The following is a 20,436-nucleotide window of genomic DNA, read 5'->3' on the forward strand; positions in this document are numbered from 1 at the left end:
TATGTAAAGCGTTCCCGCGCATGCCGGGAAACTGGTGGGAAAGGTGTGTCACGCCGCCCGGTGGGCGAACAGGTCCGGTTCATCATAGCCAAGGATGTCCAGACGCGCGCGCGTGGGCATGAAGTCATAGCACGCCTGCGCCAGTTCGCGGCGTCCCTCGCGCACAAGCAGGGCCTCCAGCTTCGCCCACAGCGCATGCAGGTAAAGCACGTCGGAGGCGGCATAGATCTGCTGCTGCGGGGTCAGGCATGGCGCGCCCCAGTCGGAACTCTGCTGCTGCTTGCTCAGTTCGATGCCCAGAAGTTCCCGGCACAGGTTCGCAAGCCCGTGACGGTCGGTATAGGTCCGCACGAGCTTCGAGGCGATCTTGGTGCAGATGACGGGTGCCACCGTGATGTCGAAGGTATATTGCAGGATGCCAACGTCAAAGCGGGCGAAATGCATCAGTTTCGGCACCGTTGCATCGCACAGCACGCGGATCAGGTTGGGAAAGTCCGCCGCCTTCGCGCCTGCGGGGATCTGCACCAGATGGGCATGCCCGTCACCGCCCGACAGCTGCACCAGGCACAGGCGGTCACGATGCGGGTTAAGGCCCATTGTCTCCGTATCGACGGCCACCATGCCCGAAAAGCCCACGGCGGCGGGCAGGTCGCCACGATGGAAATGGATTGTGTCGGGGACGGCGGTCTCAGGCATCGTGCGTCATGCTCCGTAACGGTGTCGGTCCGTGGCATGTGGTATGGAGCGACAGGATGCAAAAGACGATTCCACGCGGTCGGGATCGCGAAATCCAGGCCGGGGCGCGCACCATGCCACTTTGCCAGCATCCAGACGGCGATATGCCGACGGTGTGAACATTGTCGCGGTTTACACCAAATTCGTATCGGGAACAGGGGGGATTGATGCGAATGCGCCACTATTTGGCGGCATTGGCCTTCCGGCGTGCCGGGAAAACCGGCCGGACAACAGTCCGGTAGGATTTTCAGCCTGACTTTTTTTTGGAAAAATCTGGTGCCCAGAAGAAGACTCGAACTTCCACGACCTTGCGGCCACAGGTACCTGAAACCTGCGCGTCTACCAATTCCGCCATCTGGGCTCAGAGGCTCCCCGTTGCCGGGGTGGTGTGAAGCGGTTTCTAGTCTGAGCCCATCGCGCGGTCAACAGGTGTTGGTGTATTTTTTTGAATTCGATGACGTTTTTTTTGCGCCCCCGCGGCAGACGGCCCTTTTGCGGCATGATTGGCGATCCCGCCGGAATGAGGTGCATGCGTGGCGTGGGTGCGTCATGATCGCGGACCGGCACGGAAATCCGGCCTGAAACGCCGGTGTGAAAGCCGGGGCGAAAAACTGGAACGAAAAAACAGGGGGAGAGGCGCCAGATGGGGATTCGCAGGGTCGCAACGGTCTTTGGCGGGACCGGATTTGTGGGACGGCATCTGGTCGGTCGCCTTGCGCGCGACGGTTACGTGGTGCGCGTCGCGTCGCGCCGCCCGGACCGCGCGGCGCAGATGCGCCCGATGGGCGACGTGGGGCAGATCGTTCCCATCTATGCCTCCGTGCTGGAGGAGCGTTCGAGCGTGGCGGCCATCGAGGGAAGCGATCTGGTGGTCAATCTGGTCGGCATCCTCGCCCCCGGGCGCCATGCCTCGTTCACCGCCGTGCATGTCGAGGGTGCCGGGCGCGTCGCGCGCCTGTGCGCGTCCGCCGGGGTGGGGGCGCTGGTCCACATGTCGGCCATCGGCGCGGCGGCGGGGTCCGTTTCCGCCTATGGCCGCAGCAAGGGACTGGGGGAGGCGGAGGTCATCCGTCACATGGCGGAGGCCGTGATCGTGCGTCCTTCCATCATCTTCGGGGCGGAGGACCATTTCACCAACATGTTCGGGCGCATGGCGCGCTATCTTCCGGTCCTGCCTGTCTATGGCGCCGCGACGCGTTTCCAGCCCGTATACGTGGGCGACGTGGCCGAGGCGATTCGCCGCATCGCGCGCGACAGCCATACGGCGGGCGACATTTTCGAGCTTGGCGGCCCGCGCGTGTGGCGCATGGAGGACATGGTGCGCTGGATCGCGGATGCCGCGGGACATCCGCGTCCCGTCCTGCCGGTGCCGATGTGGCTGGCGCGGATCCAGGCGCTGTTCCTCGAACACCTGCCCGGACGGGTGCTGACGCGCGACCAGCTTTCGATGCTCTGTTCCGACAATGTGGTGGGGGAGGGGATGCGTGGCTTCGACCTGCTGGGGATCACGCCCGTGTCACTGGAAATGATGGCCGCGCAATATCTGGCGCGTTTTCGCTCCGGCTGAGGATGTTTCAGAAGACATGCGGCGTCATTTTGCGTATTTTTTGTAAAAATGACAGCAATGCTGTCTTTTATTCCTCCCCCGCCTTGCGTAGGTGTGACCCACCAAAGGCGCACAGGGGTGCGTTCGCATGATTTCCAGACCCGAGGGGCAGCCCGATGACCGAGCGCATGCTGAAATTCGTCTCTGTTGCGCAGGAGCAGCCCGAAAAACGGCCTGCCGAGGCACGGCGTAGGGATTTCAACGAAATCTATGACGAACTGCCCCTCACGCAGGCGCAGACCCAGTCCTCGCGCTGTTCACAGTGCGGGGTGCCGTTCTGTTCGGTGCACTGTCCGCTGGGCAACAACATTCCCGACTGGCTGATGATGACGGCGGCCGGACGGCTGGAGGAGGCGTATGAAGTCTCCTCCGCCACCAACAACTTTCCCGAAATCTGTGGCCGCATCTGCCCGCAGGACCGCCTGTGCGAAGGCAACTGCGTGATCGAGCCGGGATTCGAAAGCGTTACCATCGGTGCGGTGGAGCGTTTCATCACCGACACCGCGTTCGAGCAGGGCTGGGTCAGGCCGGTCCGTCCCGTGGCCGAGCGCACGCAGACGGTGGGCATCATCGGGGCCGGTCCCGGTGGCCTTGCCGCGGCGGTGCAGCTGCGCGAACTCGGCTTTCAGGTCCATGTCTATGACCGTTACGACCGGATCGGCGGTCTGATGATGTATGGCATTCCCGGCTTCAAGCTGGAAAAGGACATCGTCCTGCGCCGCCATCGCCTTCTGGAGGATTCCGGCGTCACCTTCCATCTGGGCAAAGGGGTCGCGGATGTGGATGGTGACGATACCATCGCATTTTCCACCCTGCATAACCGCCATGACGCGGTGCTGATCGCGACGGGTGTGTACAAATCGCGCGATATCGGCGGTCCCGGCGCGGGGCTTGGCGGGATCGTGCGGGCGCTGGATTACCTGACCGCGTCGAACCGTGTCTCCCTTGGCGACAGCGTGGCGGAGTACGAATCCGGCGCGCTGAACGCGGCGGGCAAGTCCGTGGTCGTGATCGGCGGCGGCGACACGGCGATGGACTGCGTGCGCACCGCCATCCGGCAGGGCGCGCGGTCGGTGAAATGCCTGTATCGCCGCGACCGCGCCAACATGCCCGGCTCGGTGCGGGAGGTGAAGAACGCGGAAGAAGAGGGCGTGGAGTTCGTCTGGCTCGCCGGGCCGGAGGCCTTCCTGGGCGACGGGCATGTCACCGGCGTGCGCGCCGTGCGCATGAAGCTCGGCCTGCCAGACGCCAGCGGGCGGCAGTCGGTGGAGCCGGTGGAAGGCAGCGCCTTCACGCTGGAGGCCGACCTCGTGGTCAAGGCCCTCGGCTTCGATCCCGAACCGCTGCCGACCCTGTGGGGGCAGCCGGATCTCGAGGTTTCGCGCTGGGGCACCCTGATGGTGGACCGGCAGACATTCATGACCAGCCTGCCCGGCGTGTTCGCCGCGGGCGATATCGTGCGGGGGGCCAGCCTTGTGGTGTGGGCCATCCGCGATGGACGGGACGCGGCGGCGCAGATGCACCGCTGGCTTGAGACCGTGGCGGCCGTGCGCGCCGAAGCGGCGGAGTAACGACAATGGACCAGCACACAGCACAGCACACGGCCCCTTCGGACGATTTCGTGCGCGAATGGCATGACAATGCCCAGGCGATTTCGGGCCTGTACGATCCCGCGCAGGAACATGACGCGTGCGGCGTCGGCATGGTCGCCGCCCTTGACGGCAAACCACGTCGCGACGTGGTGGAGGCGGGGATCGCCGCGCTGAAGGCCGTATGGCACCGTGGCGCGGTCGACGCGGATGGCAAGACCGGCGACGGTGCGGGCATCCATGTCGAAATCCCGCAGGATTTCTTTGCCGATGCCATCCATATCGGCGGCGACGCCAGCGTGGACAGCCAGATCGCGGTGGGCATGATCTTCCTGCCCAAGACCGACATCGCGGCCCAGGAACGCTGCCGCCAGATCATCGAGAGCGAGATCCTTGCCTTCGGCTATGCGATCTATGGCTGGCGTCAGGTGCCGATCAACACCGACTGCATTGGGGACAAGGCGAACGCCACGCGGCCGGAAATCGAACAGATCCTGATCCGCAACACGCCCGGCACGCAGGAGGACGCGTTCGAGCGCGACCTGTATGTCATCCGCCGCCGGATCGAGAAAAGCGCGATCGCCAACCAGGTTGACCTGTATGTCTGTTCGCTGTCGTGCCGTTCGCTGATCTACAAGGGCATGTTCCTGGCGGAGCACCTGACGGAGTTCTATCCCGATCTGCTGGACCCGCGTTTCGTCAGCCGCTTTGCGATCTATCACCAGCGTTATTCCACCAATACCTTCCCGACATGGAAGCTGGCGCAGCCGTTCCGCCGCCTTGCCCATAATGGCGAAATCAACACCATTTCGGGCAACGTCAACTGGATGAAAAGCCACGAGACGCGGCTGGCCGATCCGGCGCTGGATGCGTACATGGATGACCTCAAGCCCGTGGTGCAGGCGCAGGGGTCGGACACGGCGTGCTTTGACAATGTCTTTGAACTGCTGACCTTCGCGGGGCGTGACGCGCCGATGGCGCGCTGCCTGATGGTGCCCGCCAGCATCGGCGGCAATTCCGCCATGCCGCAGCGGCACAAGGACATGTATTCGTACTGCAACGCGGTGATGGAACCGTGGGATGGGCCGGCCGCGATCTGCGCGACGGACGGGCGGTGGATGCTGGCCGGGCTGGACCGCAGCGGCCTGCGTCCCCTGCGCTATACCATCACGTCGGGCGGGCTGCTGATCGTGGGTTCGGAAACCGGCATGGTGAAGGTGCCGGAGGCCGACATCGTCAGTCGTGGCCGCCTCGGGCCGGGGCAGTCGCTGGCGCTCGACCTCAAAGAGGCGCGGCTTTACAACAATGACCAGCTTCTGGACATGCTTTCCGCGCGGCAGGACTTTTCGGGCTGGGTGAAGCGCACGCGCGACATCTCCTGCCTCGTGCGCGCGGGCAGCCGGGAGCTGAGCCTGTACGAGGGCGAGAACCTGCGCCGCCGGCAGCTTGCGGTCGGCACCACGCTGGAGGAACTGGAGGTCATTCTCCAGCCCATGGTTGAAAATGCGGCCGAGGCCATAGGCTCCATGGGCGATGATACGCCGCTTGCGGTGCTGTCCACGCGCTATCGCGGGCTTGCGCATTATTTCCGCCAGGCCTTCAGCCAGGTTACCAACCCCCCCATCGACAGCCTGCGCGAAACCCGGGTGATGAGCCTCGTGACCCGTCTGGGCAACCTTGGCAACATCCTTGAGGAAAGCGAGACGCAGTGCGACCTGCTCCAGCTTCCGACGCCGGTGCTGACGACGGGCGAGTTCCAGGCGCTGAGGGAGTTCTGTGGCGACAATGCCTGCGTCATCGACTGCACCTTCCCCGCGGCGGATGGGGAGGCCGGCCTGCGCGAGGCGATTGCGCGCATCCGCACGGAGGCGGAGGATCATGTGCGGCGCGGATGCACGCATGTCTTCCTGACCGACGAACACCAGTCGGCGGAACGCGCCTATATCCCCATGATCCTTGCGACGGCGGCGGTGCATACGCATCTCGTGCGGCAGTCGCTGCGTACCTTCACCTCGCTGAACGTGCGGTCGGCCGGGGCGCTGGATGTCCATGCCATCGCGGTGACGATCGGGGTGGGGGCCACGACGGTCAACCCGTACCTGGCGCAGGAAAGCATCGCCGATCGGCACCGTCGCGGCCTGTTTGGCGACATGTCCTTTGGCGAGGCGGTGGAGCGTTACCGCAAGGCCGTCAACAAGGGCCTGCTGAAGATCATGTCCAAGATGGGCATTTCCGTCGTCGCGGCCTATCGCGGAGGCTACAATTTCGAGGCGATCGGCCTGTCGCGCGCCCTGACGGCGGAATTCTTCCCCGGCATGCCCTCGCGCATTTCGGGCATCGGCCTGCTGGGCATCGCGCGCAATGTGCTGAGCTTCCATGAAAAGGCATGGGACCGCCAGATCGAATCCCTGCCGGTGGGGGGACGTTACAAGCTGCGCCGCACGGGGGAGGTGCATGCCTTTGACGGCACGCTGATCCACATGCTGCAGACGGCGGTGGCGACCGACAGCTTCTCCATCTATCAGCGTTATGCCGACGCGGTGCGGCGCCAGCCGCCGGTGGCGTTGCGCGACCTGCTCGATTTCCGGGGCGGCCGCACGCCCATCGCGGTGGAATCGGTCGAAAGCATCACCGAACTGCGCAAACGCCTGATCGCGCCGGGGATTTCGCTTGGCGCGCTGTCGCCCGAAGCGCACGAGACGCTGTCGATCGCGATGAACCGCATCGGGGCAAAGTCCGATTCAGGCGAAGGGGGGGAGGATCCCGCCCGTGCGAAGCCGCGTTCCAACGGCGATAACGCGTCGTCCGCGATCAAGCAGATTGCATCGGGCCGGTTCGGCGTGACCGCGCAGTACCTCAATGACTGCCGCGAGATCGAGATCAAGATGGCGCAGGGTGCGAAACCGGGCGAGGGCGGGCAGCTTCCCGGCTTCAAGGTGACGGGCCTGATCGCGAAGTTGCGCCACGCGACGCCGGGTGTGACGCTGATCTCGCCGCCGCCGCACCACGACATCTATTCCATCGAGGACCTGGCCCAGCTGATCTACGATCTCAAGCAGATCAATCCGGAGGCCACCGTGACCGTCAAGCTGGTGGCGCGTTCGGGCATCGGCACGATCGCGGCGGGCGTGGCGAAGGCCAAGGCGGACGCGATCCTGATTTCCGGGCATAGCGGGGGCACGGGCGCAAGCCCGCAGAGTTCGGTCAAGTATGCCGGCATGCCGTGGGAACTTGGCCTGGCGGAGGCGCATCAGGTGCTGATGCTCAACCGCCTGCGCCACCGGGTGAAGCTGCGCACAGATGGCGGGCTGAAGACCGGGCGCGACGTGGTGATCGCCGCCATGCTGGGGGCGGAGGAATTCGGAATCGGCACCGCGAGCCTTGTCGCGATGGGCTGCATCATGGTGCGGCAGTGCCATTCCAACACCTGTCCGGTGGGCGTGTGCACGCAGGACGAGGACCTGCGCAAAAAATTCGAGGGCACGCCGGAGAAGGTCATCAACCTGTTCTCCTTCATCGCGGAGGACGTGCGCAACATCCTCGCATCCCTCGGCTTTGCGACGCTTAACGAGGTGATCGGCCGCACCGACCTCCTGCATCAGGTGCTGCGCGGGGCGGACTACCTCGATGACCTCGACCTCAATTCCCTGCTGGCGCAGGCCGATCCGGGGCCGCATGCGCGTTACTGCACGCGCGAAGGCCGCAACGAGGTGCCGGAGACGCTGGATGCGCAGATGATCGCCGATGCGCGTCCCCTGTTCGATCATGGGGAGAAGATGCAGCTGCAGTACAACGTGCAGAACACGCATCGCGCGATCGGCACGCGCATTTCCTCGCTGATCGTGCGGCAGTTCGGCATGGACCGGCTGGTGCCGGGGCACCTGACGGTGCGCCTGCGCGGCTCGGCGGGGCAGTCGCTGGGCGCGTTCGCGGTGCAGGGCCTCAAGCTCGAGGTGCTGGGCGATGCTAACGATTATGTCGGCAAGGGCCTGTCGGGCGCGACGATCATCGTGCGGCAGTCGCCTTCGTCCAACCTGGTGTCCAACGAAAATGCCATCATCGGCAACACCGTGCTGTATGGCGCAACCGCAGGCGCGCTGTATGCGGCGGGGCAGGCGGGCGAACGCTTTGCCGTGCGCAATTCCGGCGCGATCGGCGTGGTGGAGGGATGTGGCTCCAACGGGTGCGAATACATGACGGGCGGCCTTGTCGTGATCCTGGGGGAAATCGGGGACAATTTCGGCGCGGGCTTCACCGGCGGCATGGCCTTTGTCTATGACGCAAGCGGCACGTTCGAGGAGCGGGTCAATCCCGACACCCTGACATGGAGCCGTGTCGAGGACCCGAAATGGGAGGCCGCGCTGCGTGAGCAGGTGGAAACCCATGTGCGTGAGACCAGCAGCCGCTATGCCGAACTGCTGCTGCATAACTGGGACAAGGTGCTGCCGCGTTTCTGGCATGTCGTGCCGCGCGAATATGCCAGGGTCATCGGCTTTGCCCCGGTTGAACTGCCCCGCAGCGCCTGACGCGCAGCCGGGCACGCTGCCGGGGTTCCGCCGGGGTGTCGTCTGCTTCGTCATCGGGAAACATTGTGACAGGGCCGGGGGTTTTGTCCCCGGCCCTGTCCGTTTTCACGGAATGTGGCATCAGGGGGTCGCACTGGCGGGGCAGAGGGACTAGATTCCCATTACTGGAACCCGGGATTTCCGTGACCCGTTCGCGGAAGGCCGCTTGTGATGACTGGTGTTGGTCCGATGTCCGATCTGTATTTTTCCCGTTTCCTCACGCGCGGCGCGCACGCGCAATCCCCCGCGCACGAAGGGGCGGATGGGGCCGCCGCGTCGGCGTGGGACGAGGCCCTGCCGCGATGGGACCTGCGTGACCTGTATGAAAGCCCCGAATCGCCACGCTTGCAGACGGATCTTGAGCAGGCGGACGAGGATTCGCGTGCCTTCGCGCAGGCATGGCGCGGGAAACTGGCGCAGGCGGACGGCGCGGCGGTGGCCTCGGCCATCGCGGAATACCAGCGCATTGACGAGGTGCTGGGCCGGGCCGCGTCCTATGCCCAGCTTCTGTTCGCCGCCAATTCGGCCGATGTCCGGATCGCGCGCTTCAGCCAGTCGGTGAACGAGCGCCTGACGGCCATTTCCACCCACCTGCTGTTTTTCACGCTGGAGATGAACCGCATCCCCGATGATGTCCTCGCCCGGCAGCTTTCCGACCCGGCGCTGGCCCATTGGGAACCGTTTATCCGCGACCTGCGGGTTTTCCGTCCCTATCAGCTGTCCGATGAGGTCGAATCGGTCCTGCATGAAAAATCCGTCACGGGGGCGGCCGCGTGGAACCGCCTGTTTGACGAGACGATGGCCAGCCTGCGCGTATCGCTGGACGGGGAGGACCTGACGCTGGGCACGGCGCTGGACCGCATGTCCTCGCCCGACGGCAACGCGCGCGCGCGCGCGGCGAAGGCGGTGGGCGAAACCCTGACGGAACGGCTGCGGCTGTTTTCGCTGGTGACGAACACCCTGGCCAAGGACAAGGCCATCACCGATACGCTGCGCCATTACCCGCGCCCGACATCGGCCCGCAACTGCGCCAATATGGTGGAGGACGCGGTGGTCGACGCCCTGGTGCAGGCCGTCACGACCTCCTACCCACGTCTGTCGCACCGCTATTACGCGCTCAAGGCGAAATGGCTGGGCGTGGAAAAGCTGCAGTACTGGGACCGCAACGCGCCGCTGACCACGCAGGCGGAACCCCTTATCCCGTGGAAGGACGCAACCGCGCAGGTGCTGGGCGCGTATGAGGGATTCGACCCGCGCATGGGGGAAATCGGGCGCCGGTTTTTCGACAATCCGTGGATCGACGCGCCGCCGGTTCCGGGCAAGGCGTCCGGCGCGTTCGCCCATCCGACCGTGCCATCGGCGCATCCTTACCTCCTGCTCAACTATCGCGGGCGCACGCGCGACGTGATGACGCTGGCGCATGAGCTGGGCCATGGCGTGCATCAGGTGCTGGCGGGGCAGCAGGGTTACCTGATGTCAGGCACGCCGCTGACGCTGGCCGAAACCGCCAGCGTGTTTGGCGAGATGCTGACCTTCCGCGCGCTGCTGGACGCCCAGACCGATCCCACGCGCCGGCGGCTGATGCTTGCGGCGAAGGTGGAGGACATGCTCAATACCGTCGTGCGCCAGATCGCGTTCTACCGGTTCGAGACGCTGGTCCATGACGAACGCCGCGAAGGGGAACTCCTGCCGGAGCGCATCGGCGAAATCTGGCGACAGACGCAGGCAGAAAGCCTTGGTCCGGCGTTCGAATTCGCGCCGGAGTATGATGTTTACTGGACATACGTGCCGCATTTCATCCATTCGCCGTTCTACGTCTATGCCTATGCGTTTGGAGACTGTCTTGTGAACGCCCTGTATGATGTGTTTCAGTCCGGGCATCCGGGGTTCCAGGACAAGTACCTGGACATGCTGCGCGCGGGCGGGACGAAACGGCATCGCGAACTGCTGGCGCCCTTCGGGCTGGATGCGGCCGACCCCGGTTTCTGGAATCGCGGGCTGGATGTGATCGCCGGATTTATTGATGAACTGGAGCGTACCTGACGTGGCGGAAGAACGGGATCTCGATAACAGCGGACTGTTTGGCGAATTTCGCCGCATGGTCCGCACCTCCGGCACGATGGGGGGAATCGCGGCCCGGATCGCCGGGCACAAGATGGGCTTCCGCTCCGACAGGACGATGCACGCGGGCGACCTGAAGACCGCGCTGGGCGGGCTGAAAGGGCCGCTGATGAAGGGCGCGCAGCTTCTGTCCACCATTCCCGGCGCCCTGCCCGAGGAATATGCCGTAGAACTGGCGCAGCTGCAGGCGAATGCCCCGGCGATGGGATGGAATTTCGTCCGCCGCCGCATGGCGAGCGAACTTGGCCCGAACTGGGAACGCAATTTCCGCAGTTTCGGGCGCGAGGCGGCGGCGGCGGCCAGCCTGGGGCAGGTGCATCGCGCCGTCCTGCCCGATGGCCGGGTGGTCGCGTGCAAGCTGCAGTATCCGGACATGAAGGCGACGGTCGAATCCGACCTGCGCCAGTTCCGCATGGCCGTGGGCCTGTTCTATCGCATCGACAGCACCATCCAGCAGGACGACGTGCTGGAGGAGCTTGAGGCCCGGCTGTACGAGGAACTCGATTACACGCGTGAGGCCGCGAACATGCGGCTCTACCGTATCATGCTGGCGGGATCGCCGGACGTGACGGTTCCCGCCCCGATCGAGCCGTTATGCACGAAGCGGCTGCTGACGATGGAATGGGTGACGGGTCGCGGCATACAGAAGGTGCTGGACACCGATCCCGATCAGGAACAGCGCAACATGATGGCGCGTTCGCTATTCCATGCATGGTACATCCCGCTGTACCGTTACGGCGTCATCCATGGCGACCCGCACATGGGCAATTTCACCGTGCGCGACGATTACGGCATCAACCTGCTGGATTTCGGGGCGATCCGCGTTTTCCCGCCTTCCTTCGTCCAGGGCATCATCGACCTGTACCGCGCGCTGGAAACCAATGACGAGGACCTGGCCTATCACGCCTATCAGGGGTGGGGGTTCACCGGCATGTCGCGCGAGACGATGCGGGTGCTCAACGAATGGGCGCGTTTCATCTATGAACCGCTGATGCAGGATCGCGTGCGGGCCATTCAGGAAGACAACGACCCGCAATATGGCCGCGCGGTGGCGGAACGGGTCTATGCCGGGCTGAAGCGCACCGGCGGGGTGCGGCCGCCGCGTCCGTTCGTGCTGGTGGACCGTTCGGCCATCGGGCTGGGCAGCGTTTTCCTGCGGCTCAAGGCGCGGCTGAACTGGTATCGCCTGTTCCAGGAAATGATCGAGGATTTCGATCGCGCCAGGCTGGCGGAACGCCAGGCGCAGGCCCTGCGGGAGGCACGCGTGCCCCCGCCGCTGGGGAACGGGTGACGGCTTTCCCGCCGGTCGCCGGGGCGGGCGGATGCGACGGGATGCGTAATATCTTTGGCGCGCGCCCTTGCGCCGCCTGCCCGTGCTCCCCACTGTCATCACATCATGGCAGCAGCACCGCGTAAGAAAAAACGGATTACCGATCGTGTCGAGGGGCCGGTCGTCTTTCAGCCCGAACGCCAGCCGGCCAAGCCCAAGACCCGGCAGTTCAAGATACACTCCCCCTATGAACCGGCAGGCGACCAGCCGACGGCAATCCGGGAACTGGTCTCCGGGATAGAGGCGGGGGAACGCGATCAGGTCCTTCTGGGCGTTACCGGGTCGGGCAAGACCTTCACGATGGCCAAGGTCATCGAGGCGACGCAGAAACCCACCCTTGTCCTCGCGCCGAACAAGACGCTGGCCGCGCAGCTTTATGCGGAGATGAAGGAATTCTTCCCCGACAACGCGGTGGAATATTTCGTCAGCTATTACGATTACTACCAGCCCGAGGCCTACGTCCCGCGCTCCGACACCTATATCGAAAAAGACAGCCAGATCAACGAACAGATCGACCGCATGCGCCACGCCGCGACGCAGGCGCTGCTGGAACGCAACGATGTCATCATCGTCGCGTCGGTCTCGTGCATCTATGGTATCGGCTCGGTCGAGACATATTCGCGCATGGTGGTCCGGCTGGAAAGCGGTGGGGAAATCGACCGCGACCAACTGGTCAAGGCGCTGGTGGAACTGCAGTACCGCCGCAACGACGCGGCCTTTCAGCGCGGCACCTTCCGTGTCCGTGGCGAAAGCGTGGACATCTTTCCCGTCCAGAACGAGGACCGCGCGTGGCGTGTCACCCTGTTCGGCGACGAGATTGACGAGATCGTGGAATTCGATCCGCTGACCGGGGAAAAGACCGCCGATCTGGCGGAAATCAGCATTTACGCCAACAGTCACTATGTCACCCCGCGCCCCACCCTCAACCAGGCGGTCAGCGGCATCAAGGCGGAGCTGCGCACGCAGCTTGAGCATCTGACGAAGGAAGGCAAGCTGCTGGAGGCGGAACGGCTGCAGCAGCGCACGACCTTTGATCTGGAAATGATCGAGACGACAGGGGTGTGCAAGGGGATCGAGAACTATTCACGCTACCTGTCGGGACGCCAGCCGGGGGAGCCGCCGCCAACCCTGTTCGAATACCTGCCCGAGGATGCGCTGCTGATCGTGGATGAAAGCCACGTGACCGTGCCGCAGATCGGCGGCATGGAACGGGGGGATTACGCGCGTAAGTCGGTGCTGGCGGAATTCGGTTTCCGCCTGCCGTCGTGCCTGGACAACCGTCCGCTGAAATTCGGTGAATGGGACGCCTATCGCCCGCAGAGCATCTTCGTCAGCGCGACGCCGGGACCGTGGGAGCTGCAGCGGACGGGCGGCGTGTTCGCGGAACAGGTGATCCGTCCCACCGGGCTGATCGATCCGGTGACCGACATGCGTCCCGTCGCCCATCAGGTGGACGACCTTCTGGCGGAATGCCGGCAGGCCATCGCCAGTGGCGGGCGCGTGCTGGTGACGACCCTGACCAAGCGCATGGCCGAAGACCTGACCGAATACATGAACGAAGCCGGGATCAAGGTGCGTTACCTGCATTCGGACGTCGATACGCTGGAACGCATCGAAATCATCCGCGACCTGCGCCTTGGCGCGTTTGACGTGCTGATCGGCATCAACCTGCTGCGTGAGGGGCTGGATATCCCCGAATGTTCGCTGGTGGCGATCCTTGATGCCGACAAGGAAGGGTTCCTGCGTTCGCGCACCTCCCTGATCCAGACCATCGGGCGCGCGGCGCGCAACGTGGACGGGCGCGTCCTGCTGTATGCCGACAAGATGACCGACAGCCTTGCCTACGCCATCGAGGAAACGGCCCGGCGTCGTGAAAAGCAGACCCTGTGGAACGAGGAACATGGCATCACCCCGCGTTCGGTGCGCAAGCATATCGGCGAGGTCCTGTCGTCCGTGTTCGAACAGGATTACGTGACCGTCGCCCCGACCAATGACGGCGAAATCACCGAAATGGTGGGCAAGGACCTGAAGGGGGCGATCGCCGATCTGGAAAAACGCATGCGCGCGGCGTCCGCCGACCTCGAGTTCGAGACGGCGGCGCGGCTTCGCGACGAAATCCGCAGGCTGGAGGCGCTGGAGCTGGGGCTGGAGCCACCGCCACTGCCGCAGTCCGTGGCGGGACGCGCGGGCGGCAATTCGCGCGCGGATGCCCGGCGCGCCCGCACGCCAGAGCCGCTGGGTCCCGGTGGCGGGGGGTATGATCCCGCCGCCCGCCGGGGCGGACGGCGCAGGGGGCGCTGACGTTCCATCCGGCCTGATCGGGGTATCCCTTTCCGTACGCTGCAAAAACGGGCAGGATCGTTACGGATGCCAGCAGCGACAAGAGGAGCGGGGATGATCGAACTTAAGGCGGGCGAGGCACGCCTGGGCCTTCTGCCTGAAGTGGGTGGGGCGATCTCCTTCTGGCGACGGGGGAACATGTCGTTCCTGCATCCCGTCGCCGATCCGCATCTGGTGGCGCAGCGGGGACGGGCGGTGGGCGGATATCCTCTGCTGCCGTTTTCCAACCGCATCGCCGACGGGCAGTTCCGGTTCGAGGGACAGGATTACCAGCTGGAACATAATTTCGCGGGCGAGGACAACACCATCCATGGCAACGGGTGGGAACGGCGCTGGCGGCTCGACCTGCTGTCGGATGACAGCGCGACGCTGGAACTGGACCACATGCCCCCCGGCGACCCGGTGGCGCAATGGCCGTTTTCCTATCGCGCGCTGCTGCGTTTCGACCTGCGTGAATGCAGCCTGTCGATCGGGATGATGATCGAGAATACCGATACGCGCGACCAGCCGGTGGGATTGGGGTTCCATCCCTATTTCCCACGGCATAATGGCCTGCGGCTGGGGTTTTCGGCGGACTCCGTCTGGACCAACGACGACAGCCACCTGCCGCTGCTGCGCGTGCCGGCGCAGGGCGATTGGTCGTTCGAGAGGATGCGCGATGTGGAGGATATCAACATCGACAACTGCTATGCCGGATGGTCCCGCAGCGCCTTCCTGCGCTGGCCGCGCCTGGGTATGTCCCTGACGCTGGAGGCCAGCGAAATCTTCAGCCACCTTGTCCTCTATACCCCTAGGCAGCAGCCTTTCATCGCGGTGGAACCGGTGTCCAACATGAATGACGCCTTCAACCGGCCGGGGGTGGGCGATGGCGGCGTGCATGTCCTGCATCCCGGCGAAAAGCTGGAGGGACATGTCCGCATGACCGTCGCCACATGCTGACGCAGGCGCGGCCAGCCGCCGATGCCGGGCGCGGGGGCGATCTGGCGCGCTATATCTCCCCCGTCGGGATGGAGACGCTGCGCCGCGAACTCAATACCCTTTTGCGTGATGAACGCCCCCGCATCGTGGAAATCGTGTCATGGGCGGCGGGCAATGGCGATCGTTCGGAAAACGGGGACTACCTTTATGGCAAGAAGCGCCTGCGGGAAATCGATCGCAGGGTGCGTTTCCTGACGAAACGCATCGAGAAGGCCATTGTCGTCGATCCGGGGGCACAGCCCCGGCGCGACCGCGTCTTTTTCGGGGCCAGCGTCACCTATCTTACGGAACGCGATGAAACGCGCGTCGTCACCATCATGGGCGTGGACGAGGCCGATACCGCGCGGGGCGAGATCAGCCTGCTGTCGCCTGTGGCGCGTGCCCTGATGCGCGCGCAGGTGGGTGACGAGGTCCGGCTGCGGACGCCGCGCGGGGACGAAATGCTTGAAATCATTTCCATTTCATATCCGCCGGCCGTCGATGCGCGTCCATGAAAAAAGCCCGGTGACGGTGGCTGCCGGGCCGTTTACACATTATGACGTTTTTCAAAAGCGGTATTTCGTATTATTACACGGTCGGAGTATCCGCTCTGTGTGCCGTCCGGAGGTCCAGTCATGTCGCGCCCATTGAAAGTAGCGGTCCAGATGGACCCGCTTGGTGCCATAGACATCAACGGCGATTCCACCTTTGCCATGATGCTGGAAGCCGAGGCCCGTGGATACGAACTGTTCGTCTATCAGGTTGAGACGCTGACGCTGAGCGAGGGGCGTGTTTCCCCCGATGGTTCGCGTCTGGAACGGCTTGTCGCGCGCGCGCGGCGCGTCCATGTGCAGCGCGTGAAGGGCGCACACGCCACCTTCGGGGAAGAACAGGTCCTCGACCTCGGGGGGATGGATGTGATCCTGATGCGCCAGGATCCGCCCTTCGACATGGCCTATATCACCGCCACCCATATGCTGGAACATGTCCATGGCGTCGGGCCGGGACGCGCGCTGGTGGTCAATGACCCGGCCGCCGTGCGCAACGCCCCGGAAAAGCTGCTGGTGACGCACTATCCCGACCTGATGCCGCCGACGCTGGTGACATGGGACATCCGCGCCATCCATGATTTCCGCGCCCGGTGGCGCGACATTATCGTCAAGCCGCTGTTCGGCAATGGCGGGGCGGGGGTCTTTCGCATCCGCGAGGATGACCCCAACCTCAACGCGCTGCTGGAAATGCATTTCGCCCGTTCGCGCGAACCGCTGATGATCCAGCGCTATGAACCCGCCGTGCGCCAGGGGGACAAGCGGATCATCCTGGCGGACGGAAAGCCGATCGGCGCGATCGACCGCGTCCCCGCCGAAGGGGAGGCGCGTTCGAACATGCATGTCGGGGGCAGGGCGGTAAAGGCGTCCCTGACGCCGCGTGATATGGAAATCTGCGCCGCCATCGGACCGATGCTGCGTGAACAGGGGCTGATTTTCGTCGGCATCGATGTCATTGGCGAATGGTTGACGGAAATCAATGTGACATCGCCGACGGGCCTGCAGGAAATCGATCGTTTCGACGGCGTCAATACCGCAGGGCTGCTGTGGGACTGCATTCTTGCCCGCCTTGGCGGCAACGGATGATGGGATCGGGGAATGCGGACGGAACGTATCGGCTGGCGGATGAACATGCTATGCCGTTGCGCGCCCTTGCCGTGACGTATGCCGTCTGGCGTAATTGCACAGGGAAGATTCCGGGCGCCGTTCCGGGATACAGGATGGGAATCTAATGCAGCAGAACGGGACAGGTTTGATTATGCCAGACGCGCAACGGCAGGGCCGGACCCTGAAGATGGTTTGCATCAAGGGGATGGGTAGCATCTGATGAGTGACGTTCTGCGCAATGCCACTGCCGAAAAAGTGGTCGAGATTCCGTCGCCGCGTTCCGCCCTGGACGCCGATGCCGTCAGGGTCGCCTATCGTCGCTGGGCGGCGGTGTATGACACCCTTTTCGGTGGCATATCGGCCCTTGCGCGCAAGCGGGCGGTCGAGGCGGTGAATGCCCTGCCGGGCCAGCAGGTGCTGGAGGTCGGGGTCGGCACGGGGCTGGCGCTGCCCTATTACCGCCGTGACAAGCAGATCACGGGGATCGACCTGTCGGAAGACATGCTGGAACGCGCGCGTCAGCGCGTGGCGAAGATGCACCTTACGAACGTCGATGCGCTGCTGGAAATGGATGCGGAGGAAACGAAGTTCCCCGATGCGTCGTTCGATATCGCGGTGGCGATGTTCGTGGCGTCCGTCGTGCCGCATCCGCGTCGCCTGCTCAGCGAGCTCAAGCGCGTGGTCAAGCCGGGCGGGCATATCCTGTTCGTCAACCATTTCCTTGCGACCGGCGGCGTGCGGCTGGCTGTGGAGCGCGGCATGGCGCGGGCCTCGCGCTCGTTGGGCTGGCATCCGGATTTCGCGATGGAAAGCCTTCTCCCGCCTGAGGACATGGCGCGCGCGGTGATCCGTCCCGTGCCGCCCGCAGGCCTGTTCACGCTTGTCACGCTCGACCGGCTGGATGAGAAAACTGAGTCGCTGGTGGCCTGAACATCCCTGATCGGGATGCCGGACCTGCATGCAGCCCTGTCCTGACGGCAGGGCTGTAATGACATTCGCGCGACCGACAGGCCCGATCACGGGGTCGTTTTTGCGGATATGCCGCGATATATTGCCGCCTGAAATGCTATATCAGGGCAGTGGCGCAATCCCCGCGTCACGAGGGGAGTAGACATATATGCCGACAGTCGGTCAGGACCGGATCGATGGCGGAAACGCTGGCCTGCCTGCGCGGCTGGCGGGACAGCGGGGCCATGCGGATGGCCACCGGAAGGTGGGAACGCTGTATCTCTCCCTCTCGGTCGTGGCGGGGATCGTGGGCGGCATGCTTGCGGTTGCGCTGCAGGCCGGGCTGCTGCCCCATGACGTGCTGGCGCGCTGGGGCGGGGGCGACCCTGCCGGAATGTGGGAACGCATCGCCACGCGCCACGGCATGATGATGGTCTTTTTCTGCGTGCTGCCCGCCCTGTCCGGCGGGTTCGGCAACTGGTTCGTGCCGCTGCTGACCGGCGCGCGCGACATGGCCTTCCCCCGGTTCAACATGGCCTGCTGGTGCGCGGTCGCGGGCAGTTTCGTGATGGCGCTGGTCGGCCTGTCGGTGGCGACGTCGCCGCTGGTGTCCGTTGCCGCCCTGCTGCTGTGGTGCGTCGGCATGCTGGGGATGGGCATCAACATGGTGGCGTCCGTCCTGAACATGCGCGCGCCCGCCATGCGGCTTCGCGACATGCCGGTCTTTGTCTGGGCTCAGGTGCTGACGGCGTTCATGCTGGTCATGGTCGTGCCGGTGCTGGCGGCCGCATTGACGCGCATCGTGCTGGATGGCGGCGATGTCCTTGCCCATGTCGATACGGTGCTGCATGCCTTTTCCGGTCCCGAGGTGGCGCTGCTGCTGCTGCCGTCCATGGGGATCGTCAGTCAGGTCGTCGAAACCTTCTGCGGCGTTTCCCTGCGCTGGCGCATGCCGGTTGTCATGGCGCTGACGGTCATGTCCGTGGGCGGGGCCTCCATCTGGACCCATGACCTGTTCGATGGCCTGCTGAACACGGCGGATGCGTTCCGGACGACGGGGGAACTGATCGTTATTCTTGCCCCTGTCGTGGTCGTGATGGCGGCATGGGGGGCGACCCTTGGCGCGGCCGGGCAGGTATCTTTCCGCCTGCCGATGGCCTGGGCCGGGGGATGCGCCGTCCTGCTGGTGGTCGGCGGCGTGATGTCGCTGCTGTCCGGTGGAACGGGTGATGTGCATGCGGCCACCGTGTTCGCCGCGGTTTTCGCGACCTTTGCCGGCTTTTATTACTGGATTGGCAAGATGAGCGGTCATCTTGTCCCGCGGATGGCCGGGAATATCCATTTCGCCCTGACGGCGGTGGGCACGGCCGTTTCCCTGATGACGCATCAGGGACCGCTGGCCGTTGCGGGCGCGGTGATGATGGGGGTTTCCATCCTTGTCTTCGCGGGCGTGCTTGTCGCGACCTGCATGCGCGGACAGGGCCATGTCGCCGCCAATTACTGGGGTGCCGGGGCGCGGACGCTGGAATGGAGCCTGCCTTCGCCTGTCGGGACCGCGTTGAACATGGACGCGAAAGGGAACCGGTCATGAGTGGCTCGGTCGCATCTGCCGGCGAAAAGCCGGCCTATCGCCTTTCTGTCGTGGGAACGCAGGCGCGTGACTGGTTCGTGCTGCTCAAGCCACGGGTGATTTCTCTTGTGGTCTTTACCGGGGCCGCGGGCCTCGCGATGGCGCCGGGGTCGATTCATCCCGTGATCGCGGCCATCAGCATCCTGTGCATCTGCATGGCGTCGGGTGCGGCGGGCGCGATCAACATGTGGTATGACCGTGACATTGACGCCGTGATGAAGCGGACGGCCACCCGTCCCATCCCCGATGGACGCATGGCCCCGGACGAGGTGCTTGGCTTTGGCATCGGCCTGTCGGTCGCGTCGGTCATCCTGATGTGGCTGGCGACGAATGCGCTGGCGGCGGGCATCCTGGCTTTCTCGATCTTTTTCTATGCCGTTGTCTATACGATGTGGCTGAAACGCTCCACGCCGCAGAATATCGTCATCGGCGGCGCGGCGGGTGCCTTTCCCCCCATGATCGGATGGGCGGCGGCGACGGGGTCGCTGTCGGTCCTGCCGATTGTCATGTTCGGCATCATTTTCCTGTGGACGCCGCCGCATTTCTGGTCGCTGTCGCTTTACGCGTGCAAGGATTACGGGCGGGCGGGGATCCCGATGCTGCCGGTGGTGCGGGGCGCACGGCATACACGCTGGCAGATCCTGTGGTACACCATCATCCTGATGGCCGTAACATTGGTGCCCTCCGTGATGCATCTGGCCGGATGGCTCTATACCCTGACGGCCACGGTGCTGGGGCTGGGATTCATCTATCGCGCCATCGGGGTGCTGCGTGACAGGCAGGATGCGCAGGGCGTAAGCCAGACAGGCGACCTGCCGGCGCGCAAGGCGTTCCGCTATTCCCTTGCGTATCTGTTCCTGCTGTTCTGTGGGCTGCTGGCCGATCATTTCCTGATCATGCACTGAAATGAAATCCGACGGCGCGAAGGTGAGGGGGCGTTTGTCGCTTTCCGCTTTCGCC

The 20,436-nt window shown here is 64.5% G+C and carries 13 protein-coding genes and 1 tRNA gene; 12 read left to right on the forward strand and 2 right to left on the reverse strand.

Going from position 1 to position 20,436, the window contains the following annotated elements; all coding sequences use genetic code 11:
• Window positions 1–48: 48 nt before the first annotated feature.
• Together CFR71_RS03315 and CFR71_RS03320 are read right to left on the reverse strand one after the other, a co-directional pair.
• Window positions 49–696 (reverse strand): ribonuclease D, encoded by a 648-nt coding sequence (locus CFR71_RS03315; RefSeq protein ID WP_110526937.1) that lies wholly within the window; start codon window positions 694–696, stop codon window positions 49–51.
• A 313-nt stretch (window positions 697–1,009) separates the two neighbouring features.
• Window positions 1,010–1,096 (reverse strand) — tRNA-Leu (locus CFR71_RS03320).
• A 282-nt stretch (window positions 1,097–1,378) separates the two neighbouring features.
• On the opposite strand from CFR71_RS03320, the gene CFR71_RS03325 reads away from it, so the two are divergent.
• From CFR71_RS03325 to cyoE, 12 genes are all read left to right on the forward strand, one after another.
• Window positions 1,379–2,302 carry a complex I NDUFA9 subunit family protein gene (locus CFR71_RS03325; protein WP_110526939.1) on the forward strand — a complete coding sequence of 308 codons (924 nt, stop codon included), beginning with the start codon at window positions 1,379–1,381 and terminating at the stop codon, window positions 2,300–2,302.
• A gap of 155 nt (window positions 2,303–2,457) precedes the next feature.
• Entirely contained in the window at window positions 2,458–3,912 is a 1,455-nt protein-coding gene (locus CFR71_RS03330) for an NAD(P)-dependent oxidoreductase (protein ID WP_110526941.1), read from the forward strand.
• Between the two features lie 5 nt (window positions 3,913–3,917).
• Window positions 3,918–8,456 (forward strand): glutamate synthase large subunit, encoded by a 4,539-nt coding sequence (gene gltB, locus CFR71_RS03335; protein WP_110526943.1) that lies wholly within the window; start codon window positions 3,918–3,920, stop codon window positions 8,454–8,456.
• 228 nt (window positions 8,457–8,684) lie between these two features.
• Complete coding sequence (locus CFR71_RS03340; RefSeq protein ID WP_408891643.1) at window positions 8,685–10,538, forward strand: M3 family oligoendopeptidase; 1,854 nt, start codon at window positions 8,685–8,687, stop codon at window positions 10,536–10,538.
• Window positions 10,519–11,907 carry an ABC1 kinase family protein gene (locus CFR71_RS03345; protein WP_110526947.1) on the forward strand — a complete coding sequence of 463 codons (1,389 nt, stop codon included), beginning with the start codon at window positions 10,519–10,521 and terminating at the stop codon, window positions 11,905–11,907. Before CFR71_RS03340 ends, CFR71_RS03345 begins: the two co-directional genes overlap by 20 nt.
• 105 nt (window positions 11,908–12,012) lie before the next feature.
• Complete coding sequence (gene uvrB, locus CFR71_RS03350) at window positions 12,013–14,247, forward strand: excinuclease ABC subunit UvrB (protein WP_110526949.1); 2,235 nt, start codon at window positions 12,013–12,015, stop codon at window positions 14,245–14,247.
• 93 nt (window positions 14,248–14,340) lie between these two features.
• Window positions 14,341–15,225, forward strand: coding sequence for an aldose 1-epimerase (locus tag CFR71_RS03355; protein ID WP_110526951.1), 885 nt, complete (start codon window positions 14,341–14,343; stop codon window positions 15,223–15,225).
• Window positions 15,219–15,758 (forward strand): transcription elongation factor GreB, encoded by a 540-nt coding sequence (gene greB, locus CFR71_RS03360; RefSeq protein ID WP_110526953.1) that lies wholly within the window; start codon window positions 15,219–15,221, stop codon window positions 15,756–15,758. Before CFR71_RS03355 ends, greB begins: the two co-directional genes overlap by 7 nt.
• A gap of 120 nt (window positions 15,759–15,878) precedes the next feature.
• Window positions 15,879–16,877 (forward strand): glutathione synthase, encoded by a 999-nt coding sequence (gshB, locus tag CFR71_RS03365; protein ID WP_110526955.1) that lies wholly within the window; start codon window positions 15,879–15,881, stop codon window positions 16,875–16,877.
• 240 nt (window positions 16,878–17,117) lie between these two features.
• Window positions 17,118–17,828, forward strand: coding sequence for a class I SAM-dependent methyltransferase (locus CFR71_RS03370; RefSeq protein ID WP_110526957.1), 711 nt, complete (start codon window positions 17,118–17,120; stop codon window positions 17,826–17,828).
• 187 nt (window positions 17,829–18,015) lie between these two features.
• Window positions 18,016–19,437, forward strand: coding sequence for a cbb3-type cytochrome c oxidase subunit I (locus tag CFR71_RS03375; protein WP_110526959.1), 1,422 nt, complete (start codon window positions 18,016–18,018; stop codon window positions 19,435–19,437).
• Window positions 19,434–20,381 (forward strand): heme o synthase, encoded by a 948-nt coding sequence (gene cyoE / locus CFR71_RS03380; protein WP_110526961.1) that lies wholly within the window; start codon window positions 19,434–19,436, stop codon window positions 20,379–20,381. Before CFR71_RS03375 ends, cyoE begins: the two co-directional genes overlap by 4 nt.
• Window positions 20,382–20,436: the final 55 nt, after the last annotated feature.

Source organism: Novacetimonas pomaceti (assembly GCF_003207955.1).
In the GTDB taxonomy this organism is placed as follows: domain Bacteria; phylum Pseudomonadota; class Alphaproteobacteria; order Acetobacterales; family Acetobacteraceae; genus Novacetimonas; species Novacetimonas pomaceti.